Annotated in this window: 25 protein-coding genes; 12 read left to right on the forward strand and 13 right to left on the reverse strand. The window is 73.5% G+C overall.

All coding sequences use genetic code 11. The annotated features are described in order from the left end of the window. Positions 1–96 precede the first annotated feature (96 nt). From ACF061_RS23625 to ACF061_RS23645, 5 genes are all read right to left on the reverse strand, one after another. Positions 97–1455 (reverse strand): NAD(P)/FAD-dependent oxidoreductase, encoded by a 1359-nt coding sequence (locus tag ACF061_RS23625; protein ID WP_392268928.1) that lies wholly within the window; start codon positions 1453–1455, stop codon positions 97–99. Further along, on the reverse strand, positions 1452–2513 hold the full coding sequence (locus tag ACF061_RS23630; protein ID WP_392268929.1) for an oligopeptide/dipeptide ABC transporter ATP-binding protein: 1062 nt from the start codon (positions 2511–2513) through the stop codon (positions 1452–1454). Before ACF061_RS23630 ends, ACF061_RS23625 begins: the two co-directional genes overlap by 4 nt. Further along, positions 2510–4369 (reverse strand): dipeptide/oligopeptide/nickel ABC transporter permease/ATP-binding protein, encoded by a 1860-nt coding sequence (locus tag ACF061_RS23635; protein WP_392268930.1) that lies wholly within the window; start codon positions 4367–4369, stop codon positions 2510–2512. The genes ACF061_RS23630 and ACF061_RS23635 overlap by 4 nt, the downstream gene beginning before the upstream one ends. An 88-nt stretch (positions 4370–4457) precedes the next feature. Next, positions 4458–5444 (reverse strand): ABC transporter permease, encoded by a 987-nt coding sequence (locus tag ACF061_RS23640; RefSeq protein ID WP_392268931.1) that lies wholly within the window; start codon positions 5442–5444, stop codon positions 4458–4460. Positions 5445–5492: 48 nt separating this feature from the next. Further along, on the reverse strand, positions 5493–7091 hold the full coding sequence (locus ACF061_RS23645; RefSeq protein ID WP_392268932.1) for an ABC transporter substrate-binding protein: 1599 nt from the start codon (positions 7089–7091) through the stop codon (positions 5493–5495). 158 nt (positions 7092–7249) lie between these two features. On the opposite strand from ACF061_RS23645, the gene ACF061_RS23650 reads away from it, so the two are divergent. The 6 genes from ACF061_RS23650 to ACF061_RS23675 all read left to right on the forward strand — a co-directional run bounded on the left by ACF061_RS23650 (position 7250) and on the right by ACF061_RS23675 (position 12598). Then, positions 7250–9010 (forward strand): DUF885 domain-containing protein, encoded by a 1761-nt coding sequence (locus ACF061_RS23650; RefSeq protein ID WP_392268933.1) that lies wholly within the window; start codon positions 7250–7252, stop codon positions 9008–9010. Between the two features lie 234 nt (positions 9011–9244). Beyond that, positions 9245–9628 (forward strand): DUF5132 domain-containing protein, encoded by a 384-nt coding sequence (locus ACF061_RS23655; protein ID WP_392268934.1) that lies wholly within the window; start codon positions 9245–9247, stop codon positions 9626–9628. A 168-nt stretch (positions 9629–9796) separates the two neighbouring features. Next, on the forward strand, positions 9797–9988 hold the full coding sequence (locus ACF061_RS23660; RefSeq protein WP_392268935.1) for a hypothetical protein: 192 nt from the start codon (positions 9797–9799) through the stop codon (positions 9986–9988). Then, complete coding sequence (locus ACF061_RS23665) at positions 9985–10752, forward strand: thioesterase II family protein (protein ID WP_392268936.1); 768 nt, start codon at positions 9985–9987, stop codon at positions 10750–10752. The genes ACF061_RS23660 and ACF061_RS23665 overlap by 4 nt, the downstream gene beginning before the upstream one ends. A gap of 254 nt (positions 10753–11006) precedes the next feature. Continuing rightward, positions 11007–12149, forward strand: coding sequence for an alpha/beta fold hydrolase (locus tag ACF061_RS23670; protein WP_392268937.1), 1143 nt, complete (start codon positions 11007–11009; stop codon positions 12147–12149). 188 nt (positions 12150–12337) lie between these two features. After that, positions 12338–12598 carry a DUF5132 domain-containing protein gene (locus ACF061_RS23675; RefSeq protein ID WP_392268938.1) on the forward strand — a complete coding sequence of 87 codons (261 nt, stop codon included), beginning with the start codon at positions 12338–12340 and terminating at the stop codon, positions 12596–12598. A gap of 337 nt (positions 12599–12935) precedes the next feature. On the opposite strand, the gene ACF061_RS23680 is transcribed toward ACF061_RS23675, so the two are convergent. Continuing rightward, entirely contained in the window at positions 12936–14207 is a 1272-nt protein-coding gene (locus tag ACF061_RS23680; protein WP_392268939.1) for a sulfite oxidase, read from the reverse strand. A 150-nt stretch (positions 14208–14357) separates the two neighbouring features. After that, positions 14358–14441, reverse strand: coding sequence for a putative leader peptide (locus ACF061_RS23685; RefSeq protein WP_392268979.1), 84 nt, complete (start codon positions 14439–14441; stop codon positions 14358–14360). 441 nt (positions 14442–14882) lie between these two features. Between ACF061_RS23685 and ACF061_RS23690 the strand changes: the two genes are divergently transcribed. Next, complete coding sequence (locus tag ACF061_RS23690; RefSeq protein ID WP_392268940.1) at positions 14883–16244, forward strand: bifunctional o-acetylhomoserine/o-acetylserine sulfhydrylase; 1362 nt, start codon at positions 14883–14885, stop codon at positions 16242–16244. 5 nt (positions 16245–16249) lie between these two features. Further along, positions 16250–17392: a homoserine O-acetyltransferase gene (locus ACF061_RS23695; protein ID WP_392268941.1), complete on the forward strand. Its 1143-nt coding sequence runs from the start codon at positions 16250–16252 to the stop codon at positions 17390–17392. A gap of 251 nt (positions 17393–17643) precedes the next feature. Here ACF061_RS23695 and ACF061_RS23700 read toward each other — a convergent pair whose 3' ends face one another. The 6 genes from ACF061_RS23700 to ACF061_RS23725 form a co-directional block, all read right to left on the reverse strand. Further along, positions 17644–18801: an LLM class flavin-dependent oxidoreductase gene (locus ACF061_RS23700; protein ID WP_392268942.1), complete on the reverse strand. Its 1158-nt coding sequence runs from the start codon at positions 18799–18801 to the stop codon at positions 17644–17646. A 47-nt stretch (positions 18802–18848) separates the two neighbouring features. Beyond that, entirely contained in the window at positions 18849–19406 is a 558-nt protein-coding gene (gene ssuE, locus ACF061_RS23705; RefSeq protein ID WP_392268943.1) for an NADPH-dependent FMN reductase, read from the reverse strand. A 92-nt stretch (positions 19407–19498) separates the two neighbouring features. Next, positions 19499–20521, reverse strand: coding sequence for an ABC transporter substrate-binding protein (locus tag ACF061_RS23710; RefSeq protein WP_392268944.1), 1023 nt, complete (start codon positions 20519–20521; stop codon positions 19499–19501). Positions 20522–20563: 42 nt separating this feature from the next. Continuing rightward, positions 20564–21328, reverse strand: a complete 765-nt coding sequence (locus ACF061_RS23715; RefSeq protein ID WP_392268945.1) for an amino acid ABC transporter ATP-binding protein — start codon at positions 21326–21328, stop codon at positions 20564–20566. Next, a complete protein-coding gene (locus tag ACF061_RS23720; RefSeq protein WP_392268946.1) occupies positions 21325–22362 on the reverse strand; it encodes an amino acid ABC transporter permease in 1038 nt (345 codons plus the stop codon). Before ACF061_RS23720 ends, ACF061_RS23715 begins: the two co-directional genes overlap by 4 nt. A 116-nt stretch (positions 22363–22478) precedes the next feature. Next, positions 22479–22700: a hypothetical protein gene (locus tag ACF061_RS23725; protein ID WP_392268947.1), complete on the reverse strand. Its 222-nt coding sequence runs from the start codon at positions 22698–22700 to the stop codon at positions 22479–22481. Positions 22701–23451: 751 nt separating this feature from the next. Between ACF061_RS23725 and ACF061_RS23730 the strand changes: the two genes are divergently transcribed. The 4 genes from ACF061_RS23730 (at position 23452) to ACF061_RS23745 (ending at position 25889) form a co-directional block, all read left to right on the forward strand. Then, the gene (locus ACF061_RS23730; RefSeq protein ID WP_392268948.1) at positions 23452–23745 is read left to right on the forward strand and encodes a hypothetical protein; all 294 of its coding nucleotides are present in this window, start codon (positions 23452–23454) and stop codon (positions 23743–23745) included. Positions 23746–23793: 48 nt separating this feature from the next. Next, positions 23794–25023 (forward strand): acyl-CoA dehydrogenase family protein, encoded by a 1230-nt coding sequence (locus tag ACF061_RS23735; protein ID WP_392268949.1) that lies wholly within the window; start codon positions 23794–23796, stop codon positions 25021–25023. 167 nt (positions 25024–25190) lie between these two features. Next, a complete protein-coding gene (locus tag ACF061_RS23740; protein ID WP_392268950.1) occupies positions 25191–25649 on the forward strand; it encodes an RrF2 family transcriptional regulator in 459 nt (152 codons plus the stop codon). Positions 25650–25787: 138 nt separating this feature from the next. Continuing rightward, on the forward strand, positions 25788–25889 hold the full coding sequence (locus ACF061_RS23745) for a putative leader peptide (protein ID WP_392268951.1): 102 nt from the start codon (positions 25788–25790) through the stop codon (positions 25887–25889). Positions 25890–25971 lie beyond the last annotated feature (82 nt).

Here is a 25971-nt window from a genome sequence, read left to right on the forward strand (position 1 = left end):
CGCGCCGGCACCCGGCCGCCGGTGCCGTTTCGGGTGTCACGGGGCCGGTGCCGTCCGGCGCGGCGGCTCCCGGACGGCGCCGGCCCCGCCGTGCGGTCAGCCCATCACGGTCCGGGAGGCGGCCCCCTCGGCGATGGGTCGTTTGCGGGAGAAGGCGCCCAGGTCGACGACGACGCCGGTGTGTTCGCCGGTGTACCGCAGCGGATCGCGGTCGTGGTCGTGGCCGGCCTCGACGCGGTCGACCAGGACGGCCAGGAACCGGCCCGCCAGCGGGGCGTTCTTGAACTGGTTGCCGCTCGTTCCCATGGCGACGTAGAAGCCGGGCAGGTCGGTGCGGTCGTAGATGGGGGACCAGTCGTCGGCGGCGTCGTAGACACCGGCGACGCCGGTCGGCCGGTTCGGGACGCCAAGGAGCGGAAAGCGGCGCGCGGCCCTGGTCACTTGGGTGTCGAACCCGGTGGGCGTCGGGTGCGGGTTGCACAGGTCGGGGTCGTCGAGCCATTCCATCGGGTCGCAGGCGGGCAGCGTGCTGCCGATGAGGAGGTGACCGCCGCGGGGGCGCAGGTAGGTCCCCAGGTCGGCGTCGGCCACGATCGGGCCGGGCGTGGTCTCGGCGGCGCTCCGGCTCGACGGGGGCGTGCCGCCCGGCGGGACCGGTGCGGCCACCTGGTGGACTTCCTGGCGCAGCGGACGCACTCCGACGGTGAATTCGGCGCCGACCCCGGCCATCCGGTTGAGCCCGCCCGACCAGGGCCCGGCCGCGTTGATCACCACCGGTGCCGTGATCGCGGCGCCGTCGGAGAGGCGGACGCCCGCCACCCGGTCGTCGCGGCGCAGGACTTCGACGACCGTGCGACGGAAGAGGAAGCGCGCCCCGGCGCGGACCGCCGCGTCCGCGAGGTTCCGCGCCGCGAGCTGGGGATCGTCGACGAAGCCCGCGTCGGGTGTGAACAGCGCGCCGAGTTCGCCTTCGGGGCCCGCGAAGAACGCCTCGTCGCGCAGGGACTTGGGGGGCCCGTAGCGTCCCGCGTCGATGCCGGGGATCCGGCCGCGCAGCGTCGCGGCATCCCAGCGCTCGTACGGCACGCGTGCGCGCTCGAACAGTGCGATGACCTCCGACGTCCTGGAGCCCGGCGCGTCGAGGAGGACCGCTCCGGTTCTGTGGAAGGCCGCCAGGCCGCGGCCGCTCGTGGTGCCCAGGTGCTCCGCCCATCGTGTCCAGCGGTGCTGGGATTCCCAGGCAGTGGCGACACCGTCCCAGGTCGAGTAGTTGAAACGGATGATGGCGCTGGAGGCGCTGGTGGATCCGTGACCGACGTCGCCGGACTTGTCGACGGCCACGACGCGCCGTCCGGTGCGCGCCAGTTCCAGTGCCACCGAGGCACCGATCACCCCCGCCCCCACGACGACCGCGTCCGCGCCGGACGGAGACGTGCGCGGTTCCCCGGCCGTCATGACGGCAGGTCCCCGGGGGTTCGCCCGGCCCGGTCACCGTTCGTGTCCTGGTGCACGCCGTCGGCGTGGGGCGGGCGGTCGTCGGCGCGGTACGGGAAGTGGCACGCGGCGCGGTGCGGCTGTCCGGCCGCGTCCGGCTGGGGGTCCCGTACGGCGCAGACGTCCCGCCCCGGACGCGTGTTCGGCCCGTCGGGGCAGCGCGGATGGAAGCGGCATCCGGTCGGAGGCGACGCGGGGTCGGGCGCCTCTCCCAGGAGGAGAGGCGCCCCGGCCGGTCGTCGTCCGGTGCGCAGGCTCGGCACGGCGGACAGCAGCGTCCGGGTGTAGGGGTGCCGTGGGCCGCGCAGCAGGTCCTCCGTGGCGGCGGTCTCGATGATCCGGCCGAGGTACATCACGGCGACGGTGTCCGAGACATGGCGGACGGCGGCCAGGTCATGGCTGATGAACAGCATGGCGAAGCCCAGGCGCCGTTGCAGGTCACGGAGCATGGTGAGGAGCGCCGCCCGGACCGACACGTCGAGGGCCGAGGTGACCTCGTCGGCGATGAGTACCGCCGGATCGACGGCGAGCGCGCGGGCCACGGCCACGCGTTGGCGCTGACCGCCCGAGAGCTCCCGCGGCACCCGGCCGGCGCAGTCGGCGTCGAGACCGACCAGCTCCAGCAGTGCGCCGACGCGCCGTTCGCGGCCGCGGCGGTCCAGCCGGACGAAGGCCCCGGCCGACTCGGCGAGCGACTGGCGTACCGTCATGCGCGGATCCAGTGCCGTGTCCGGGTCCTGGAACACCAGTTGCGCCTGCTGTCCCAGCCGGCGCCGCTCGGCCGTCCGGCGTCCGCGGTACTCGCGCCCGCCGACCGTGATCCGGCCGGCGCACGGGGTGTCCAGCCCGACGACCGCTCGTGCCAGGGTGGACTTTCCCGAGCCGGATTCGCCGACCAGGCCCACCGTCGTGCCCCGTGGCACCTCCAGTGACACCCCGTCCACCGCCGTGACCGGCCCGAACGGTCCGTGGTGGCGAACGGTGACGTCGTACAGCGCCAGCCCCGCCCCGCCGCTCACTTCTCCGCCTCCTCGGTCTCCCGCGGTCCGCGGAGCACAGCCGGGGGCAGCGGTTCCCAGCAGGCGACCTCGTGCTCCGGGCCGAGCGGGGTCAGCACGGGGCTCTCCACGGCGCACCGGTCCAGTCGGCGCGGGCAGCGGTCGTGGAACGGGCAGCCCGGGGCCGCGCCGCACGGATCGGGCGGCCCGCCCTCGATGGTGCGCAGGGGACGGTCGCGGTCCGCGTCCATGTCCGGGACCGAGGCGACCAGCATCCGGGTGTAGGGATGCCGTGCGCCGGCCGCCAGCTCACGGGCGGGGAGGTTCTCCACGATCGTTCCCCCGTACATGACGAGGACCCGGTCGCAGGCGTCGGCCACCAGGGCGATGTCGTGGCTGATGAAGAGGATCGCGGTGGCGTCGTCGCGCCGGACGCGGCGGAGCAGGTCCATGATCTGCCGCTGCACGGTGACGTCCAGTGCCGTCGTCGGCTCGTCGGCGACGATGAGGGCGGGCCGCATCAGGGACGCGGTGGCGATCGCCACTCGCTGGCGCTGCCCGCCGGAGAGCTGATGGGGTCGGGAGCGCAGCAGCCGGCGTCCGCCGGGCAGCGCGACCCGCTCGAGCTCGGCCAGGGCCCGCTCGACGGCCTGGGCGCGCGGGGTGCCATGGTGTGCGCGCAGGGCCTCCGTCATCTGCCTGCCGACGCGGAGCGACGGATTGAAGGCCGAGGCCGGGTTCTGGAAGATCATCGCCAGTCCCGTCGCGAGCTGCGCGCGTCGCTCCCGGCGTGACAGCGACCCGGCGTCCGCGCCGAGGAACCGGTGGGTGGCCCAGGTCGCCCGGGCGCCGTCCGGCAGCAGGTCGGCGAGGGCGAGCGCGGTCAGCGACTTGCCGGAGCCGGACTCGCCGACCAGGCCGACCATCTCGCCGCGCCGCAGGGCGAGGGTGACACCGCGGACGGGCCTGACCACCCCGTCCGCCGTGGGAAGGACGACCCGCAGATCCGCCACCTCCAGCACGTGGTCCGCGGCTGCCGGGCGGTCGGTGCGTACCGGGTGCGCCGCGGGTCGATCCGGCCGGCTCGGGCGGGTGCGTCGCCCGGCTGCTCCGGCCAGCACCTCGCCGAGCAGTTGGAAGGCCACGCCGGCGTAGACGATGGCGATGCCGGGCGCCACGGCGGGCAGCGGTTCGGTGTAGACGCGGTCCAGCCCCTGGCTCAGCAGGAGCCCCCAGTCGTACGCGGGGGGCTGCACCCCCAGCCCGAGGAAGCTCAGTCCCGACAGGGCCACGAGTGCCGAGCCCGCGGCGACCGTGGTGTTGAGCAGCAGCGGCTCGGCGATGTGGGGCAGGACGTGGCGCAGGAGGAGCCGGTGGCGGCGCAGGCCCAGCACACGCGCCGCCGCCATGAAGTCGGTTCCGGCCACCTTGGCGGCGAGGGTCTGGGTGATCCGCGCGAAACCCGGTGCGCAGGCGACGGCGAGAGCGCACACCGCGCCACCCGCGCCCGCGCCGAAGAGGGCCGCGAGGAACATCGCGACGAGGAGCGCGGGAAAGGCCAGTAGGAGGTTGATCAGGGCTCCCAGCAGGCGGCGGACGCGCCCGCCCACCACGGCGGTGAGCGCGCCGAGGGTGATCCCGGCCGCCGCCCCGAGGAGCGTGGCCCCCACCGCCGGCAGCAGGGAGAGCCAGGTCGCCGAGAGCAGCCGGGCGAGCAGGTCGCGGCCGAGGTGGTCGGTGCCGAGCAGGTGGGTCGAGGTGGGCCCCCGCAGCACCGCCGACGGGTCGGGGCGGTCGGCGGACCGCCCCCACAGCACCGCCCCCGCGACGGCCGCCAGCGCGAGCGATCCGAGCATCGCCAGGGTGATCACGCCCATGGGCGAGGTCCAGGCCGACCGGGACGCGCGGGACCGGCCGGCGGCGGCACTCGGTGTGGCAGGGGAAGCGGAGGACAGCACCATCGGCTCACGCCTTCCGGATGACCGAACGGGGGTCGAGCAGCGCGAGGGCCAGATCGACCAGGAAGTTCACCACGAGGACGGACGAGCCCAGCACGAGGACCGACGCCTCGACGACCGCGTGGTCCTGCGCGGCGACGGACTGTGCCATCGCCGAACCGATGCCCGGCCACGCGAAGACCTTCTCGACCAGTACGGTCCCCGCGATCAGGGCCGGCAGGAGATTCCCGGCGAGCGTCAGCGACGCGGTCAGCGTGTTCGGCGCCACGTGGCGCAGGTGGAGCCGTGCGGCGGGCAGCCGTTTCGCGCGGGCGGCACGCACATGGTCCGTCGCGAGGACCTTCAGCGTCTCCACCCGCACGATCCGCAGGAGGACCGCGGTCGGAGCGAGCGCCAGCGAGAGCACGGGCAGCACGTAGGACTGGGGGCCGAGGTCGCCGGCCACCGGGAAGAGGCGCAGGGCGACCGCCAGTCCCGCGGTGAGACCCGCCGCGAGCACGAAGTCCGGCACGCCCGCCAGGACGGAGGTGGTGGCGGTGAACGTCAGCTCCGCCCGGGGTCGCCGCCCGCCGCGGGTCCACACCGCCGCGAGCAGCCCCCCGGGGAGGGCGACGAGGAGTACGCAGGCGAACGCCAGGACGGCCAGCAGCAAGGTGGCGGGCAGGCGCGCCCTGATCAGGTCGGCCACCGGCTCACCGGTCACCAGGGAGATCCCGAGGTCCCCATGGGCCAGATGACGCAGATACCGCCGGTACTGTGCCCACAGGCCGAGATCCAGGCCGAGTTCGTGCCGCTTCGCCGCCACGAGGTCCGGCGGGGCGTCCACGCCGAGCGCGGCCCGGACCGGGTCACCGGGTACCAGCCGGATCATCGCGAAGGAGGCGGTGACGACCACCGAGAGGGAGACCAGCAGCCGTACCGCACGCCGGCAGCAGAACACCACCCACGGGTGACGCCGGGTCAGGGCGACGGGCCGCGCGGACACGGTCGTCATGGATGACCTCCTCGACTGGCGGTGGGTGACCGCGTACGGCGGCCGCCGCTATTCGTGCAGGCGGATGCTGGTGGGTACGATCCGGCCGCCGGGCGCGACGTCGAAGGTCGTCCGGTAGCCGTACACCGTGCTCGTGCCGTCGGCTACGGGCAGCGCGTCGGCCGAGCGGAACAGCGCCGCGGCGGCCCGGTTCCAGTCGGCACAGCTGTCCGTGCCCGGCGCGCGCAGCGCGAGGGCCACGAAGCGGTCGTACGCGCCGTTGGCGACGTGCGCGAAGTTCAGTCCCCGCGACGGCGGCGGGCCGGAGAAGTACGGGACGAGCTGCGCGGGCAGCGGCGGGCCCGGCGAGCTGCCGACCACGACGTCGAAGTCGCCGGTCTGGTACATGGCCCGTATCACCGCGTTGCGGCTCTCGCCGACGAGGTCGACGTCCGCGCCGAGCGCCTGCCAGGTGGCGGCCATCAGCTCGGCGACCGACGGAAGGGTGGAGCCGAAGTCGGTGCTGCTGAGCAGCCGCAGCCGCAGCGGCCTGCCGTGCTTCACCAGCCTGCCCCGGGCGTTCCTCGTCCAGCCCGCGGCGCCCAGGGCTCCCACGGCGGCGCGCGAGGGCAGGTTCGGGCCGGCCAGGGCGGCGTGGCAGACGGAGTCCGAGGCGGTCAGGTGGCTCGCGGGCGTTCCGTCGCCGCCGATCGCGACATTGGCGAGGCCCTTGCGGTCCAGGGCGCCCACCAGGGCCTGGCGCAGCGCGGTCTCGCTCAGGGGGCGGCCGGCCCGCTCGTTGAAGAAGGTCAGCCCCACCACGGTCGGCACCTGGGCGGTGGCCAGGCCGTGACCGGTCAGCCGCGCGCGGTCCGGGCCGGTCACCATCGCGATGTTCACACCGCCCGTGAGCAGCAGATTCGCCGTCGTGGACTCCTGCGGGACCACCGACACCACGATCCGCTCGGGCTGGCCCGCGGCCGTGTTGGTCGCCCCGCCCGGGCCCCAGGCGTACCCCTTGCGCCGGGTGAAGAGGTACGGGCCGCCCGAGGCGTAGCCGCTCAGCACGTACGGCCCGGTGCCCCGCGTGCTCCTGTCCAGCGCGCCGGGATCCGCCAGCCCGGCGGGGCAGACGACGGGCACCAGGCCGACCGTCCGCACGACGAAGCTGTACGGGGACGCCATCCGCACCGACACCGTCCGTGCCGCGTCGTCGGCCGAGACCGTGAACGGAACGCCGGGCAGTGCCGCCCGGGCGCCGACGAGCCGGTTGCGGGGATCGCTCGCGTAGCTCAGCGACCGGGCGACCCCGGAGGCCGTGAGGACCGTGCCGTCGGAGCAGGTCGCCCCCCTGCGCAGGGTGAAGCTAGCCGAGGTGGCCCCGGCCCGCCACTTCTCGGCCAGGCCCGACACCACCCGCCCGTCCGGCGCCACGGTGACCAACGAGTCGTACGCGTAGGGAGCCAGGGCGGAGCCGAACTGCGAGTAGGGGTGGAAACTCGGGGTCTCGGAGGCGGTGGCGATCGTGACGGTTCCCCCCACGACGACGGGGGTGCGGGTCGATGACACGTCGCCGCCGCCGCAACCGGCCGCCATGACCGACGCGACGGCGACGGACGCCACCGCGGCCGACCGGGCCCTGGGGAACGACACGGTTCGGCGGTGCATGGTGTGCATCGTGCCACCGGGATCGACGGCACCGGACCGGTTCTCCCGGGCCGGACACGAACGGGCCGGACTATTTCCCCCGTCCGAGTGAGGCCGCCCGACTCGCGGTCGAGCGGGCTTTCCTGACGTCGCGTCACCTCGGCGCGCACACTGGCACCATGGCGAACCACTCATCGCACTGCCCGGACGGCTCCGCGGCGCGGGAGGTCGAGCGGATCGCGGCCGCGTACTGGGACTTCCTGCTCGCGCGTGAGCCGTCGCTGCGGACTCGCCGCGGGCTGCCGGTCGAGTCGCTGCCGGGGGTGTCCGCAGCGGAGGCCGACGAGCGCGCCGGATTCGCGGCGGGGGTGCTGAACCGGCTGGGCACACTGCGGCCCGCGGTGCCGCCCGGCCCCGCCGACGACACCGCGGGCTTCCTCGGCGCGCTGGCCGAGCAGGAGGCGGAGGCGGGACGCTTCCACTGGCTCACCCCCACCGCCACGCCGTACCAGCTCTTCCGGCTCCAGCAGTACGGCGACACGGTCTTTCGTCCGTTCCGCTTCGAGCACCGGGCCGACGCGGACCGGTACGCGTCCCTCGTCCGGGATCTGGCCCGCTGCGTCGCGACGATCGGCGACAAGGCGGCCGGGCAGGCGGCGCGGGGCGTGCGCATCCCGGCCCCGGCGCTGGCCGGGGTCCGCACCACCCTCACCCGTCTGCGGGCATCGGCGACACGGTACGTCCAGGTGGACGCCGAGCGGCTCGGCCGGCTCGACGCGGCGAGCCGCGGCCGGTTGCGCGAGGCGGTGGCGGGGCTCGTGACCGCCGAGCTGGAGCCGGCCTTCGACCGCCTCCTCGCCCTGGTGGGCGGCCCGGACTACCTCGGGAGGGCACCGCAGGCCGTCGGATGGGTCCACTACCCGGAGGGCGAAGCGGCGTACCGGGCCTTCGTCAGGACGTACACCTCCGGGAACACGCCCCCCGAACGCCTCCACGAACTCGGCCGGGAGCACTGCCGCGAACTCGGCGAGCGGATGCGGGAGATGCGGGACGCGCTCGGCTTCGCGGGGACGGAGGCGCAGTTCCACGAACGGCTCGCGACCGAGCCCCGCCTGTACGCCGCCACCCCGGAGGAGGTAGAGGCCCGCTACCGCGGGCACCTGGACCGCCTCACGCCGCTGCTGCCGCGCTGGTTCTCGGTCCTGCCCCGGGCTCCCTACGGCGTGGCCCGCCTCGACCCGGCGCTGGAGGCGTCGATGACGTTCGGCTACTACGAGCCGCCGACCGCCACGCGACCGGAGGGACGCTACCGCTACAACGCCTCGGACCTGGCGCACCGGTCACTGCTCGGCGCGGCCGCGCTGATCTTCCATGAGCTGGCGCCCGGGCACCACTTCCACCTCGCCCGTCAGGCCGAGGACACCGCGCTGCCCGACCTGCGGCGCGAACTGGCGGCCTTCAGCGGGTTCGAGGAGGGCTGGGCGGAGTACGCGGCGGGTCTCGCCTGGGAGATGGGGCTGTACGACGACCCGTGGGACGCGTACGGACGCCTGGCCCATGAACGGTTCACCGCGCAGCGCCTCGTCGTCGACACCGGCCTCAATCTGGGGACCATGACGCTGGAGCAGGCGCGCGCCTTCATGCGCGCCCACGCGGCGGCCGAGTCCGAGGAGCAGATCGCGACCGAGTCGCTGCGCTACGCCACCGACATGCCGGGACAGGCCCTGACGTACCGGGCCGGTCACGCGGAGTTCACGGCGTTGCGGGCGGCGTACGAGCGCGACGCCGGCGCCGGGTCCGACGTGCGCGCCTTCCACGAGGCCGTGCTGTCCGGCGGCACTCTGCCGTTCGCCGTCCTGCGCCGACGGCTGGCGAGGGAGTTGCCCGGGGTGTCCGGCCGTCAGCGGAGGCACCAGTGGTCGCCCGGACCGGGCGGGTGACGCCCCGTTCCGGCCGTCGAACGGCCTGAACAGCACGTCACAGGACGGCCGTTCTACTCGAATGGGTGAAGACCGCGGCGGAACCGGTAGCCCTTCGCTCATCTACGGATACTCTCTGTGATGAGGGGTGCGGGTTCGATGACGCGGAAGCCATGCATGTCATCGCGGTTCACCTGTTCACCTCCCGCTGCCTTCCGTCATCGCTTCCTCGGCAGAAGAGAAGGATGTCCTGCCATGCCCCCTGTAGTGCCTCCTTTCCTGATCGGCCTGATCGCCGCGTCCCTGGCCAGGAGACTGGGCAAGCCCCTCGTACGAGGGATCGTCAAGACGTCGGTGGGCCTGGGGATCGAGGTCAAGCGGGCCGTCCACGAAGCCGGCGAGGGAATCCAGGATCTCGCGGCCGAGGCGAGCGCCGAGATGCTCGCCGCCCGGATGACCCAGGGAGGCGAGCACGGCGCGGACACCGGCGCCCCGGCGGCCGGCGCCGCGGGCCGCACCGACGCGGGCCCTGGACCGGCGCCCACGGCCGCGGTGGCGCACGCGGCACGGACCGGCGGCGAGGGCAAGGCCGTCGGCAAGGCACGCGGCGCCGGTTCGGCCGCTGCCAAGGTGCACTGAGTCGCCGTCCCCGGCACACCGGATGCCACGGCCCGACGCGACAGGAGTGCCGCCCACCTGCCGTCGGCCGCTCAGCGGACATCTCCACGCCGCCCTTCGTCCGCGCACGCCGTTCGGCGGCGTGGAAGGCACGGCTGGAGAAGAAGGACTTCGATGGAGGCAGGTCAGATGTCTGCGACCGGAACACCCCTGTATTCCGCCGAACTCATCCAGGAAGGCAGCGCCTACAAACTCGTCGTGACCGATCGCCTGCGCCACACCGTGCAGACCGCCTACGTGTCCAGAAGAGCGGTGGAGCAGCTTCCCACCTTCCTCGCCAAGCTCAACTCCGCTCAGTTGGGCGGTCTCCGACAGCGATGACGGCGCACGACGCTAAGAAGTGGTTCCGTGTCCACCGGCGCACGGCGGACCCCAGGCTCCGGCTGGTGTGCTTCCCGCACGCCGGCGGCACTGCACAGTTGTTCCACGGCTGGCCCGCGCTGCTGCCGGGGGACGTCGAGGTGCTCGCCGTGCGGTACCCCGGCCGCCAGGACCGGCTCGCGGAGGCCTGCATCGACGACATGGCCACCCTGGCCGACACGGTCGAGGACGCGCTGCGGACCTGGCTCGACCGGCCGCTGGCACTCTTCGGGCACAGCATGGGCGCCTGTGTCGCCTACGAGCTGGCCCTGCGGCTGGAGGCCCGTGGAATCGTCCCCAAACACCTGCTGGTCTCCGCGCACGAGGCCCCCCAGCGGGCCGAACGCACCGCACTGCACAGTGCCGACGACGAAACCCTGATCACCCACGTCCGGCACCTCGGAGACCTGCACTCGGAGGTCTACGCCATCCCGGAGCTGCGTGAGCTGCTGCTGCCCGCCCTCCGGGCGGACTACCGGCTCATCGAGGGCTACCACCCCCCGCACCCGACTCCGGTCAAGGCACCGATCACCGCGTACGTCGGCCAGGACGATCCGAGTTGCGCGCTCGACCGGGTCCTGGCCTGGTCCGACCTCACCGCCCCGGGCTCCTTCGAGCTGCGCCCGTTCCCCGGGGACCACTTCTACCTGGTGCCCCGGGAGGCCGAAGTGGTCGCGGACGTGGCCGCACGCCTCACGCGAGCGTGCGACGCGGACCGGGCCTGACGGCGGGTACACCCCCGCAGCGGGGATCCGAGGGTTCACCGCACACACCCACGGCGTCCAGGCGCCGTGTGTCGGCGGCCTCCGGCCGGGTCCCCGCCTCGGCCCGGGCGGCCGTCCGTGTGGGCCGTGCCGGAAAGCGGGGACCGGCACCGCGCATGGCGCCCTCAGGGTTTTCGGGGGACGATGCGTGTGCCGGGCGGCGAGTCGCGCGGTGTCCCCGGCAACGACCACAAGGCTGGGACGGAGAGGGAACCATGCGACCGGGCACACGTGTCGCCGACGCGATACTCCAGTTGCTCAGCCGGGACTGGGCCGGGCTGGCCCTCGCCCTGCCGCCGGCGGCCGTGGGCGCGTGGTGCGTCACCCTGGGAAGCGGCCGGCGCGTCCTCGGCGGCCTGCTCTGCGCCGTGGCCCTCGCGCTCGTTCTCGGGTCCCTCCGCCATCTGACGCATGTGGCCCGGGTGCGGGTGAGGTATCCGCCACCGGGACGAATGGTCGACGTGGGCGGCTACCGCATGCACCTCCTCGCCGAGGGAGACGCCGGACCGAGACCCACCGTGGTCTGGATGCCCGGCGGCCATGCCGGCGGGTACGCCATGTACCGGCTGCACGCACTGATCCGGGAGCGGACCCGTTCGGTCCTGGTGGACCGTCCGGGCTCCGGTTGGAGCGACCCGGGCCCGTTCCCGCGCACGACCGCGGCCGAAGCCGTCGAACTGCTCACGGCGCTGGAGCGGTCCGGCGAGAACGGGCCCTTCGTCCTCGTGGGGCACTCCTTCGGGGGGCTGCTCATGGCCAACGCCGCCCGGCGCCGCCCCGACCTGATGGCCGGGCTGGTGCTGCTCGACCCCACCCCGCCCGACGTCGTCGCCTTCGGCCCCTCGCTCGCGCCCCTGCGGCACGCCGGCCGGGACCAGACCGCGCTCGCGCTGCGCCACCTCGTCGGCCTCCACGCGCTCCTGCCCCGGAACGAGGCACACCCTGCCGAGGACCCGACGCGGGTCCTCGCCGTGGTCGAGACCAGGACCAAGGCCAACTGCGCCGCGGCATCCATCCTGCGAGAGCTGTCGCCGGGCGGCATCACCCGGGACGGCTGGCACACGGTCGTACACGACGGCGAGCTAGGCTCGCTGCCCCTCCTCCTCGTGGCGCCACGCGATCTGACCGGCGGCGACGCGATCTTCGACACGGTCGACGATCCGGAGGAGAGCGCCCGCGTACGGCACTTCTTCCTCACCGTGAGAGACCGCTTCCTCGCGGCATCGAGCGCTGCCCGGCGGGTCCATACCCCGCAGGGGACCGGCCACGACTTCCCCGACCGCGTGCCCGAGTTCGTCGTGGAGGTGGTGGGCTCGCTGCTGGACGGACAGGCGCCGGGAGCACCGGACCCGTCCTGATGCCGTTCCGCGGCCGCGGTCCGGTCCGGTGCGCCTCCGCCCGAACGAATGAAAGACGTCGGCCTCCCCGGGCGTATCGGCCGAGTGCCGACTACGGTGATTTTCGGTGGGGGTGACATGTCCGTCGGCGCCGTCGGCCGGGTGGTAGCGGCGGGCACCGTGCCGTTCACACAAGAGAGGGTTCACCCATGGCCCCTGTAGTTCCTCCCTTTCTCGTCGGCCTCGTCGCGGCCCCTCTGGTCAAGAGGGTGGCGAAACCGCTGGTGCGAGGCATCGTCAAGACGTCGGTCGGCCTGACCCTCGAGATCAAGCGCGCGGCCATCGAGGCGGGTGACGAGATCCAGGACCTCACCGCCCAAGTGGCCGCCGAGAAGATGGTGAACTCGAGTCGCACGCGTCGTGTGCAAGCCGACGGCGAGGTGACACCGCAGGGTGCCACGGCCGGCTGAGAACCGACGGCCCTCGAAAAGCCGGGCACGGGTGGGAGCGGCCTGCCCCGCACTCCACTGTCGACCGTCTCCCACGGCTCCGCGGACCGCGCGTCGGGAGCGGCCCCGGCCGCGCCGTCGGCGCCCCCTGCGAGCCCGTCGCAGGCCGGCGCACGGCGCTTGTCCTCGGCCTCGGCGCCGGCTCGTGCGGAAACCGCAGCCGGCACCGCCCGGTCGGCGGACCCGCTCCCTCGGCACGGGCACGCGCCGGGACCGGCTCCTTCGGCACGGGCACGCGCGCGGCGGCGACGGGTGCACCGGTACCGGGGTGGAGCCGCGGCCGAACGGGGCGCCGGTGTCAGACCACGGTCACCGGATGCCGTACCACCGCGTCGAACAGATAGCCCTGTGTGTTGGGGACCGCGGTGTCCGGCTGGGTGCGGCCCGTCGTGTCGGTGGCGCGGGCCAGCAGCTCCCTCGAGCCAGGCCTGTCCGGCCTCCAGGGCAGGGACCAGCGCGTCCAGGTGTCCGGGCGCGGCCGGTCGTGGAGTCGGGCCGGTCGCCAGCTCGTTCCGCCGTCGGTGCTGACCTCGACCCGCGCGATGGCGCCCGTGCCGGACCAGGACCGGCCGTGCAGTACCCGGCCCTCCCCCGCCGGGAACGTGGCGCCGCTCGCCAGTTCGAAGGCGCTCTTGATGGTCTGCCTGGTCAGGGGCGCGCTGCCCTCCTGCGGGTGGGCGGGGCCGAACAGCCGGTAGAAGGCGGTGTTCCACGGCGAGAAGAGCGGCTGCGCGGACACCTCGATGCCGCCGACCCACTTGATCGACGCGATCCCCACCCACGAGGGCACCAGTACCCGCACCGGATGCCCGTGGTCGTAGGGCAGCGGCTCGCCGTTCATCTCGTAGGCGAGCAGGACGTCGTGCAGCGCCTTGCCGAGCGGGAGCGGACGGCGTACCCGGCCCAGGTTCTCACCTCCGCTGACGTACTCGGCGTCCAGGCCGCGCGGCTGGACGTCGACGGCGTAGGACGACAGCCCGGCCCGGCGCAGCACGTCGGCCAGCAGAACCCCGCGCCAGCGGGCGACGCCCACGGCACCGAGCGTCCACGGTGTGCCGGTGACCGTCTCGCCCTGCTGGGTCGCGTAGTGGGCGCGGCCGTTTCCGGCGCACTCGACGAACGCGGTACGGGTGACGGCGGGCAGGGCGCGCAGGTCGTCGTACCCGAACTCCACCGGCCGGCCCTCGCCGGGTGAGCCGCGCAGCCCGTCGCCCCACAGCCTCAGCCGCCAGTCGGCGGCGTCCAGGACGGGAGTCGCCGTGTGGTTGCGCACGAAGAACAGTTCGTTGGGGGTGCGGTGGCCGGTTCCGCGCAGGGCCTCCCAGCGGGTCTCGGCATTGGTGCCGCGCTGGATGAACCACTCCGGCGGCAACGGCTTGACGATCGACGGGCCGGCGGCGCGCGCCGGAGTCGTCGTGGGGAGCGCGGTGACGGCCGCGGTCGCGGCGAGCAGAGTGAGCAGCCGACGGCGTGTGACCCCCTCGGCTCTGGCTCGACCGGCAAGCCACTGGCGCAACCTGTCACGGTCATAGCCGGTCTCGTCGTGGGTGAAGGATCCGACAGCAGGCATGGCAGGTCCTCGTCATGCGGGCATGGGGGAAGGGGAAGGACTCGGGCGCAGTGGGCGCACTCCGGCGCTCGGTGGGCGCCTTCGAGGGGCCACCGGGCCACCGACGCATCCGTGCGACGCGGTCGGCGAGGGGAAGCCGGGGCAGGCCGGTCAGCCGGGGAGCCGACACAGCGCGGCGGCCACGCGGACCAGGTCCACGGCGCGGCGACGGGTCAGCGGCTCCTGGGCAGGCATGGCGGGATGCAAGCACGTGACCGGTCCGGGAGTCAACGGTGCACCTTGGCAAGGTGGTTGACGCGTCTCGGGCGGGTGCGGGCGGAGCGCGGGTGGCGTGCGCGCGGGACCTCACACCCCAAAGACCGGGGGTTCGATGTCATCCAGGTGTCCCGGAGGATGAAAAGACCTCGTCGCGCTGGTGCGTTGCCGCGCCCATGTGGTTACCTGGCTCCATGACCGTGCTCGTGACCCGCCGCCACGTTGACTACGTGCGTGTCACCACCACGCGCTGTCCTGCCGCGAGCTGAGTCCGCGCTCCGGCCTCCCACCGGTCTCTTCTCCACCGCACCGCGCTGACCGCCGCCCTCCCCCGGGCCCGGCTCGCAGCCCTGCGGTACTTCCGCGCATCCGTGTCCCCCACCGCGCGCATCTCCGCACTCCGCACAAGGGAGCACCACCATGAGCCAGCACGTCGACTCCGTCACCGCCGGCCACACCCCCGAGGACGCGCCCGCCGCTGCCGACACCTCCGCCTGGTCCTTCGAGACCAAGCAGATCCACGCGGGCGCCACGCCCGACCCCGCGACCGGCGCCCGGGCGACGCCCATCTACCAGACGACGTCGTTCGTGTTCCGGGACACGCGGCATGCCGCCGACCTGTTCGCACTGGCCGAGCCCGGCAACATCTACACCCGTATCCACAATCCCACCCAGGACGTGTTCGAGCAGCGCGTCGCGGCCCTGGAGGGCGGGGTCGCGGCCGTGGCGCTCTCCTCCGGCCAGGCGGCCGACACCCTGGCGATCCTGACGCTGGCGAGCTCCGGCGACCACATCGTCTCCAGTACGTCGCTGTACGGGGGCACCTACAACCTGTTCCGGCACACGCTGCCCAGGCTCGGCATCGAGGTGTCGTTCGTGGACGACCCGGACGACTTCGCGGCCTGGCGGGCGGCGATCCGGCCGAACACCAAGGCCCTGTTCGCGGAGACGCTGGGCAACCCGCGCGGCAATGTGCTCGACGTGCGGGAGGTCGCGGCCGTGGCGCACGCGGCCGGGCTGCCGCTGATCGTGGACAACACGGTCCCGACCCCCTATCTGCTGCGGCCCATCGAGCACGGCGCGGACATCGTCGTGCACTCGGCGACCAAGTTCCTGGGAGGGCACGGCACGGCGATCGCGGGTGTGGTCGTCGACGGCGGCACCTTCGACTTCGGGGCGCACGCCGAGCGGTTCCCGGACTTCACCGAGCCCGACCCCAGCTACCACGGACTGCGGTACTGGCCCGCGCTCGGGCCGGGCGCCTTCGCCGTCAAGCTGCGGGTGCAGTTGCTCCGCGACCTCGGGCCGGCGCTCTCCCCGCACTCCGCCTTCCTGCTCCTGCAGGGCGTGGAGACGCTCAGCCTGCGGATCGAACGCCATTCCGCCAACGCCCAGGCCCTGGCCGAATGGCTGGAGCAGCGGGACGAGGTCGCCGCCGTGCACTACCCGGGGCTGGAGTCCAGCAGGTGGTACCGGGCGGGGCGGAAGTACCTGCCCCGGGGTGCGGGCGCCGTGGTCTCCTTCGAGCTGCGGGACGGGGTCGAGGCCGGCAAGCGGTTCGTGGACGGGGTCGAGCTGTTCAGCCACCTCGCCAACATCGGCGACGTGCGGAGCCTCATCATCCACCCCGCCTCCACGACGCACAGCCAGCTCGACGACGAGCAGCTGGCGGCCACCGGCGCGTCCCCCGGTCTGGTGCGCCTGTCGGTCGGCATCGAGAACCTCGCCGATCTCAAGGCCGACCTGGAGGCGGGGTTCCGCGCGGTGAAGGGCGCGTCCTGAACACCGTGCTGACGCCCTCCGAGGTCCCCCTCCCGCCGGCCTCCGGGGCCTGGCGGGAGGGGGATCCGCCCGGGCATCGCCAGTGGTACGGGCGCGAGGGGCCGCTGCCTCTGGAGGCGGGCGGTGAACTTCCGGACGTGCGGCTCGCGTTCGAGACGTGGGGGCGGCTCGCGCCGGACCGCTCCAACGCGGTGCTCGTGCTGCACGCCCTGACCGGTGACAGCCACGCCGCCGGCGCCGCCGGGCCCGGGCACCCCTCCTCCGGCTGGTGGGACGGGCTCATCGGCGCGGGGCGCGCGCTCGACACGGACCGCTGGTTCGTCGTGGCGCCGAACGTCCTCGGCGGTTGTCAGGGCAGCACCGGACCGTCCTCCCGCGCGCCGGACGGACGCCGCTGGGGTGGTCGCTTCCCGTTCCTGACGCAACGCGACCAGGTCGCGGCCGAGGCCGGCCTGGCCGACGCCCTGGGCATCGACCGCTGGGCGCTGGTCGTCGGCGGGTCGATGGGCGGGATGCGGGCGCTGGAGTGGGCCGTGTCGCATCCGGAACGGACCGGGGCACTGCTGTTGCTCGCCACGGCGGCCGCGGCGAGCGCGGAGCAGATCGCCTGGGCGAACGTCCAGCTCCATGCCATCCGCAGCGACCCGCGCTGGCGCGGCGGCGACTACCACGACGCCGGTCCCGGGCTCGGCCCGCACGCGGGACTGGGCCTGGCCCGCCGCCTCGCCCATGTCACCTACCGCAGCGAACCGGAGCTGCGGATCCGGTTCGGACGCACCCCGCAGGACGCGGAGGAGCCCTGGAACGGCGGGCGGTACCAGGTCGAGTCCTACCTCGACCACCACGCCGCCAAGCTGGTGGACCGGTTCGACGCGGGCAGCTACGTCACGCTGACCCAGGCCATGAACAGTCATGACATCGGTCGCGGCCGGGGCGGTACGCGCGCCGCCCTGAGCCGGGTGGCGGCCAGGACGCTCGTCGCCGGAGTCGACTCCGACCGTCTCTATCCCCTGTCCCAGCAGGCCGAGTTGGCGGCCTGCATCCCAACGGCGGACCGCCTGCGGGTGATCGGGTCCCCGTGTGGTCACGACGGCTTCCTGATCGAGCTGGAGCAGGTCGCCGCGCTCGTGGGAGAACTCGTCGGGTAGGCCGGGAGCGACCGCGAGGTTCCCGACGTGCGGCGCCGACCGCCCTGTGGCGTCCCTACCCCGGGGTGTCCCGTGTCACCGACCGGATGGCGGGCGCACCGCTGTGCGGGGCCGGCCGGGGCACGTCGCGTCGGGGCGCCGCGCGGGGCCGGCCGCCCCTTCCCCGCCGGGAGGACACCGCGCCGCGGTGTGGCGCGCGCCGGTGACCCGCGCCCCGGGACGCGCTCGGCCTCCTCGGGGGGGCGGGTGGTTCAGCGCGGGCTGCCGGCGGCGGCGAAGGGCGCGGGGGCCGGGGCCGCCGACGGCCGGCCGTTCGGGTGCCGCCACAGGCCCTGCGCCCGGAGCCTCGGCAGGACGCCCTCGCCGAACCAGTACGCCTCCTCCAGGTGCGGGTAGCCGGAGAGGACGAACTCCTCGATGCCCAGGGCGTGGTACTCCTTGATCCGCTCCGCCACCTCGGTGTGGCTGCCGACCAGCGCCGTGCCCGCGCCACCGCGCACCAGGCCGATGCCGGCCCACAGGTTGGGGTGGATCTCCAGGTCCGCGCCGCTGCCGCCGTGCAGGGCGAGCATGCGCCGCTGCCCCTCGGACTCGCTGCGGGCGAGTCCTTCCTGCACCGACCGGACCGTCTCCGGGTCGAAGCCGTCCAGGAGCCGGTTCGCCTCCGCCCACGCCTGCTCGGACGTGTCGCGGGTGATGACGTGCAGCCGGATGCCGAAGCGGAGGGCACGGCCCTGCCCGGCGGCCAGCTCCCTGATCCAGGCGATCTTCCCGGCGACCTGGGCGGGCGGCTCGCCCCAGGTGAGGTAGACGTCGGCGTGGCGCGCCGCGACCTCGCCGGCGATCGGCGACGAGCCGCCGAAGTACACCTCCGGTACGGGGTCGGGCAGTCTGGCGAGCCGGGCGTCCTCGACCCTCAGGTGCTCGCCGGCCAGGTCGACCGTCCTGCCCTGCCACAACTCCCGTACCACGTGCAGGAACTCACCGGTGCGTCGGTACCGCGCGTCCTTGTCGAGGAAGTCGCCGTAGGCGCGCTGCTCGTGGGACTCGCCGCCCGTCACCACGTTGAGCAGCAGCCGGCCACCGGTCTGCCGCTGGAAGGTGGACGCCATCTGCGCGGCCAGTGTGGGTGAGACGAAGCCGGGTCTGAAGGCGACCAGGAACCTCAGCCGCTCGGTGTTCTGGCTGACCATGGCGGTGGTCAGCCAGGCGTCCTCGCACCAGGCGCCGGTGGGGGTCAGCGCACCGGTGAAGCCGAGGTCCTCCGCGGCGCGGGCGATCTGGCTCAGGTAGGCCACCGTGGGCGGACGGTCCTGTCCCGAGGGGGTGCCGGGGGCGCCGTGGCCGCCGCCGACGACATGGCGGCTGTCGCCGTTGGTGGGCAGGAACCAGTGGAAGGTGAGGCTCACTCGGGCTCACGCCTTTCGCTCGTCGTGGGCGTTCGGGGTCGGGGCGCTCATCCGGCGGCGGCCAGCAGGGCGGTACGGCCGGCGAGGGCTTCGGAGAACCGGTCGACGACCTGCGCGAGGGCCTCGGCCGGACCCGGCGCGACGGTCAGCGTGCCGTCCTCGCCCACCGCGATGTCCTCGTCCAGCGTGAACCAGCCCTGGACGATGTGCGCGGCGCCCATGGAACTGAGCACCGGGCGCAGTGCGTAGTCGATCGCCAGGACGTGCGCCGTGGTTCCGCCGGTCGCCAGCGGGAGCACGGTCTTGCCGGCCAGACCGTACTGGGGCATCAGGTCGAGCAGCGCCTTCAGGAGTCCGGAGTAGGCGGCCTTGTAGACGGGGGTGCCGATCACGACGCCGTCGGCGCGGTCGAACAGCGCCGCGGCCTCGACGATCGCCGGGTGCCGGAAGTCGGCGCCGAGGAGGGCGTCGGCGGGGATGGTGCGGACGTCGAGCGGGATCACCTCGTGTCCCTGGGCCGTGAGGCGCCGGTCGAGGTGGCGCAGCAGGCGGGCGGTGCGGGAGGTGACGGAGGGACTTCCGGAGACGGACAGGACGGTGGCCATTGCGCACCCTTCGGAGCGTGGGATCGGCGTGGGATCGGTGCGGGGCCGCGTGCGGCGGCCGCGCAAGCTGCGGGAGCCGCCTGAGTGGACGGCTACTTGTTGGTCCTGGGCAGGCCGGGCGGGTTGATCTCCGACTTCGCCACGGCTTCGTCGGACAGGCCCCAGCGTTTGAGCACCTCGGCGTACGTGCCGTTGTCGATGATCTCGTCGAGGGCGTCGGCGAGCGCCTTGACCAGTCCGTTGTCCTTCTTGGTGGTGGCCGCGATGAGGCCCTGGAGGGTGGCGCCCGCGCCGGAGTAGGTGCCGACGACCTCCGTCTTCCCGGTGGTCGCCGCGTGATGGGCGGCGGTCGGGTCGGGGCCGAGATAGAGGTCGATCCGTCCCGACTGGAGGGCGAGGTAGGTGTCGCTGTCGTGCTGGTAGTACTTGATGTCCACCGGTTCGAGGCCGGCCTTCACGTCCTCCTCGCTCCACTCGATGAGCAGCTTCTCCTGGTTGGTGCCGCTGCTCACGGCGACCGTCCGGCCCGCCACGTCCTCGGGCCCGGTGACCTTCTGTCCGCTGCCCTTCTTCGCCTCGAAGCCGAGGTTGTCCTTGCGGTAGGAGGCGAAGTCGTACTTCTCCTTGCGCTCCTCCGTGTCGGTGATGTTGCTGAAGCCGACGTCGTACTTGCCGCTGTCGAGGCCGACGAAGATGTTCTCCCAGGAGACCGTGCTGATGTGCGGTTCGAGGCCGAGGACGTCGGCGACCAGGTGGGCGAGGTCGGGCTCGACACCGATGACGGTCTTGTTGTCGGTGGCGTAGAAGGCGAGCGGCGCGGCGGAGCCGGAGGAGTCGACGATCTCCAGGGTGCCTCTTCTGCGGATCGCCTCCGGGACCTCGGCGGCGATGGAGTCGACCTTGTGGGTGGTGACGCGGTTCTGGTCCGGACTGATGTTGATTCCCGTCCTGGCCCCCTTCGTGGCCGCCACCTCGGCGGCGCCGCCTTCGGAAGGGTTGCCGCAGGCGGCGAGGACGAGGGCGCAGGCGAGGCCGAGCGCGGCCGCGGCGGAGCGGCGGGCGGTGGGGGCGCCCCCTGTTCGAGTGAAGCCTGGAACTCGGGGGAGGGTGGACACGTTCCTTCTCCTTGCGTGGGCGTGCGGGGCGGGGTGGGGCGGTCAGAGGACCTTGGAGAGGAAGGCGCGGGTGCGCTCCTGCCGCGGGTCGTCCAGGACGGCCGCGGGCGGCCCCTGTTCCACGACGACACCGCCGTCCATGAAGACCACGGTGTCGGCGACCTCGCGGGCGAAGCCGATCTCGTGGGTGACGACGATCATGGTGGTCCCGGTGCGGGCCAGGTCCTTGATGACGTCGAGGACTTCGCCGACGAGTTCCGGGTCGAGCGCCGAGGTGGGCTCGTCGAAGAGCAGGACCTTCGGCTCGAGGGCGAGCGCCCGGGCGATGGCGACACGCTGCTGCTGGCCACCGGAGAGCTGCCGCGGGTAGGCGTCCGCCTTGTCGGAGAGGCCGACCCGCTCCAGGAGCAGACGGGCCGTCCGCTCCGCCTCCTTGCGCGGGCGGCGCAGCGCGGAGACGGGGGCCTCGGTGAGGTTGTCCAGCACGGTCAGGTGCGGGAAGAGGTTGAAGTCCTGGAAGACGAACCCGATGTGGGTACGCTGCTTCAGGACGTCCTTCTCCTTCAGCTCGTGCAGCTTGCCGCCCGAGCGGCGGTAGCCGATGAGCTCGCCGTCGATGCTGATCCAGCCCCGGTCGACCTTCTCCAGGTGGTTGACGGTGCGCAGCAGCGTCGATTTCCCGGAACCGGACGGGCCGAGGATCACGGTGACCTCGCCGGCGCGGACCCTCAGGTCGACGCCGCGCAGCACCTGGAGCGGGCCGAAACTCTTGTGGACGCCGTGGACGTCCACCATGACCTCGCTCATCGGTTGTCTCCCAGGGGTGCCAGGGTCTTCAGGGGTACGACGGGCTGGTCGCGCCGCGCCGCCGTCGCGCGAAGGCCGTGTACGAACCGGCGGGCGCGCTCGATCGGGGTGGGCGGTGGAGTGCGGTCGGTGCCCCGGGCGTAGCGGCGCTCGACGTAGTACTGGGCGACCGACAGCAGGGAGGTCAGCACCACGTACCAGGCGGTGGCGACCAGCAGCAGCGGGATCACCCGGCCGTTGCGGCCGTAGATCACCTGCGCCTGGTAGAACAGCTCCCCGATCGACATCACGTAGACCACCGAGGTGCCCTTGAGCAGGCCGATGATCTCGCTGCCGGCGGTGGGCAGGATGGCGCGCATGGCCTGCGGCAGCACGATCCGGCGGATCTGCCGCAACCGGGGGATGCCCAGCGCGGCCGCGGCTTCGAGCTGTCCGTGGTCGACGGAGATGACGCCGCCGCGGACGATCTCGGCGGCGTAGGCGGCCTGGTGCAGCGTCAGGCCGATGACAGCGGCGCCGATGGTGCCGATGAGGGTGTTGCTGTCGACGGACCAGAACACCGGGCCGAAGGGGACGCCGACTCCCAACTCCTGGTACAGCGCGCTCAGGTTGAACCAGAACACCAGCTGGACGATCATCGGGATGGACCGGAAGATCCAGATGTAGGTCCAGGCGACGGTCCGCAGCACCGGGCTGCGCGAGAGCCGCATGAAGGCCAGGACGGTGCCGAGGAGGAAACCCAGCACGGTGGCGTAGGCGGTGAGCTGGAGGGTGACCCACACCGCCTGGACGATCGTCTCCGACAGGACGTAGTCGCGGAAGACGCCCCACTCCCAGACCGGGTTGGTGGCCAGCCCGTGCACGAACTGGGCGACCAGCACCACCACGGCGACGGCCGCCGCCCAGCGGGCGTAGTGGCGGGCGGGGACGACCTTGAGCGTTGCCGGGTCGTCCGGGCCGGGCGGGGCGTGGGGATCGGTGCCCGGTGAGGTCGCGCCGGTCGGCGCGGTGGCGGGTTCGGTGATGAGTCCCATCGTGGCGGTCCTGATCTCTGGCTGCTTGGGCTCGGGTCGGGTGATCCGCGACGGGTCGATCGCGGTGGCGGTGGTGCTCCGTCCGTCGGGGACCGGGGTGTCGGCGCCGTTCGCGATCAGTCGCCGGCGGTCGCCTGGAACGCCCTGGCGGGCGGGGAAACCTCGTCGAGGGCGGGACCGGCGCCGAGGCGGCGGCGCTCCCCCGGGAGGCGGGCGACGCCCCGGGCCGTGCGGCCCGGGCACCGGCCGTCGTCCGCCTCGCGTACGGCGGCGACCGGGTCGTCGTCCGGGGCCGGGGACGCGTCGGTGGCGGTGATGCCGAGGAACTCCACTGGCATGGGGGACGACCTTTCGACAAGTCCCCGGCGCCGTGCGGGGACAGGCGGGGCGGCACGCGGGCACGGCGCGGCGGCCCTCGGTGCGGCCAGGTGTGACGGCGCGCCACGGGGTGCCGGGAGCCGGGGTGAGCAGGTGCGACGACGCCGGGGCGTGGGCCTGCGGGAGGGCGGGCGGCGGCAGCGCCGCTCCGGTCCGGCAGGACCTTCCCCCACGCGGGATCAGCGTGTCTCAGCGCGAGTGCGCGACGATGTCACCAAGGGGGGAACCCGGTCCGCGACGAGGTGACCGAGGGAGGGGAAGGGCCGGTCGGACGGCCGGTTGCCGCTTCAGGCGCGACACGCGGCGGACCACACCCGACCGAAGTCGATGTGGTCACGGGTGACCAGGCGCTGCTCGGCATTCATGCGATTAATTGAGCAGTACATCCCGCGTCCCGTCAACCACGGCCCGGATGCTGAACTCACCCCGGTGTGGCATTCCCTACATTCCCTATCGATTTACTAGGGAAGCGTTGACGGGGCGCCGGCCGGGTGCGCAGGATGATGGTCAAGTACCCGCGCAGCGACGACTCGTTCGCCGTCGGCATGCCGGTTTCGGTCGTGTCGTCAGCGCCGTCCGCCGGTCTGCGTGAGGCACCCGGCCGACACGCGGCGGCGTGCCGCTCCGCCCCTCTCCCCCGTCCCGGGCGGTCGGGCGAGCCAGTTCCCGCCGTGCCCGATGTCCCGACGTGACTTCCGAAGGGCGACCGCCATGACCACGGCACCTGCGGCTCGGGCCACCGCCCCATCGGGTCCGCCGTCGCCCGAGGCGCGCGAACCCCTCCCCGCTTTCCTGGAGTTCGCACTGCCGGGACACCTGGTCCCGTCGCCGTGCCGGGTGCCCTCCCGCGAGCCGCCGGCGGGCGGCACACGGGGCTACGACCACCTCGGTGACGGCCGCACCGTGGAGGTCGGCGCCGCCCACCCGCGCGGCACGTCCGCGACTCACCGGCGCCGGATCGCCGCCGTGGGGTGCGAGGGCCGCAAACACCTGCCCGACCAGTAGAAGCGCTCCAACCCCCATCGTGCCGCCGACCTTGAGGAGATCACCGCCATGGGCGTTGCCATCGCGCCGTCCGGCCCCGCTTCGCAGGCCGCCCGGACCGGGCCGGGCCGTGCGCACTGGCTGCGGGTGGCCCGCGAGACGGCGGACGACCTGGCCACGGACGCGGCGGCCCGGGAGCAGGCGGGCAAGGTCCCGTTCGACGAGGTGTCCCGACTGCGCGAGGCGGGACTGCTGACGCTCCTCGTGCCGGCCGGGTCGGGGGGCGGCGGCGCGGACTGGCCCACGGCCTACGCCGTGGTCCGGGGGATCGCCGCCGCCGACGGCGCGATCGGTCAACTGCTCGGCTGTCACTACTTCCTGACGTGGAGCGCCCGGTTCCTCGCCACCCCCTCCCAGGCGGACGAACTCGGGCGACGATGTGCGGCCCGGCAGTGGTTCTGGGGTGGCGGTCTGGCCGGCCAGGAATTCCCCCTGACGTTGTCCAAGGTCCGCGGCGGGCACGTGCTCAACGGCCGGCAGACCTACTCCACCGGAGTCCTGGTCGCCGACCGCCTCGCCGTACGCGCCGTGCGTGCCGACACCGGCGAACCTCTCGCGGTCGTCGTCGATCCCGACCATCCCGGCGTCGACGTCGACGGCGGCGCCGACACCTTCGGCCAGCGCCTCGCGGCCGGCGGATGCGTGGAGTTCGACGCCGTACCGGTCGCCGCCGAGGACGTGCTCGGTTCCCTGTCCGCGGACGATGACGACCTGTCGCCCCTGGCCGCCCTGGCCTCTCCCGTCGGGCGGCTGCTGTCCGTCCAGCTTCGTCTCGGGATGGCCGAGGGAGTGCTCGCCGAAGCCCGGGAGTACAGCAGGGCGGACCGCTCGTCCTGGCACTCCGCCTGGCCGGGCGGCGCTTCGCAGGACCCGCAGGTGCTGGCCGCCTACGGGGAGCTCACCGTCCTCACCCGCTCCGCGTCGGCACTCACCGACCAGGCGCTGGAAGCCGTGCACGGCGGGCTGACCCGCGGCGAGGACCTCACCTACGACGAGTACGCGGACATCTCCGTCCTCGTCGCCATGGCCGAAGCCGCCTCCTCGCGGGCCGCGCAGGAGTCCACCGCCCGCGCCCTCGACATCGTCGGGGCCCGCTCCGCGTCCGCGCGGCTGGGCTTCGACCGCTTCTGGCGCAACACCCGGACCCAGACCCTGTACGAGCCCGTCGCCCACCGGCTCCGCGATGTCGGGGACTACTTCCTCAACGGCGCGCATCCGCCGTTCGTCCTGCCTGCCTGACCGTCGCCGTTCGTCCTGCCTGCCTGACCGTCGCCGTTCGTCCTGCCTGCCTGACCGTCGCCGTTCGTCCTGCCTGCCTGACCGTCGCCGGCCGCCGCACCGGAGCGCCGGACCGACGGCGCGGCGCATCGCGGACGCCGGCCGAGACCATTGGGGACAATGGGCGCATGCGGATCTCGGCCAGGGCGGACTACGCGGTACGCGCCGCGCTGCAGCTCGCCGCGTCGCCGGACGGCGGGCCGGTGAAGGCCGAGGCCATCGCCGACGCCCAGGACATCCCGCACAAGTTCCTCGAAAGCATCCTGAACGACATGCGCCGGGGCGGTCTCGTCCTCAGCCGGCGCGGCGGCAACGGCGGCTACCGGCTGGCCCGGCCCGCCGAGTCCGTCAGCATCGCCGACGTCATCCGCGTCGTGGACGGCCCGCTCGTCTCGGTGCGCGGGGTCCGCCCTCCGGAACTGTCCTACACCGGCCCGGCCGAGTCGCTCCTGCCCCTGTGGATCGCGCTGCGGTCCAACGTGCGCGAGATCCTCGACGGCGTGTCACTGGCGGACGTCGCGGGCGCCCGCCTGCCGGCCGAGGTGTCGGCGTTGAGCGACGCCCCAGGAGCGTGGACCAACCCCTGACACGTCGGGCCGTGCACCCTCGTCCCGAATAGCGAGAGAAGCCCGTCCACCATGCGAACAACCTCTTGGGTTCGGCGCCGCCTTCTGCCACGATCCCTAGCAGCCAGGTAGGAAAACTAGGGAATGCGGGGTGGGGTCGTGGGATCGTTCGACCGCACGCTCCTGCCGCTGCCCCTGCTGACCTCGCGTCGCCACATCGATCTCGGCCGCACCTCCAGCGCCATCTGTCGGCTCGTCTGAACCGTCCGCGGGACCCGTCGGCACCGCGCGGAGAACCGCCGCGCTCCTCCCACCGTCCGGCCGGATCCGGCGGACGCCTCCG

It is taken from the genome of Streptomyces sp. NPDC015220 (assembly GCF_043079345.1).
Taxonomy (GTDB): domain Bacteria; phylum Actinomycetota; class Actinomycetes; order Streptomycetales; family Streptomycetaceae; genus Streptomyces.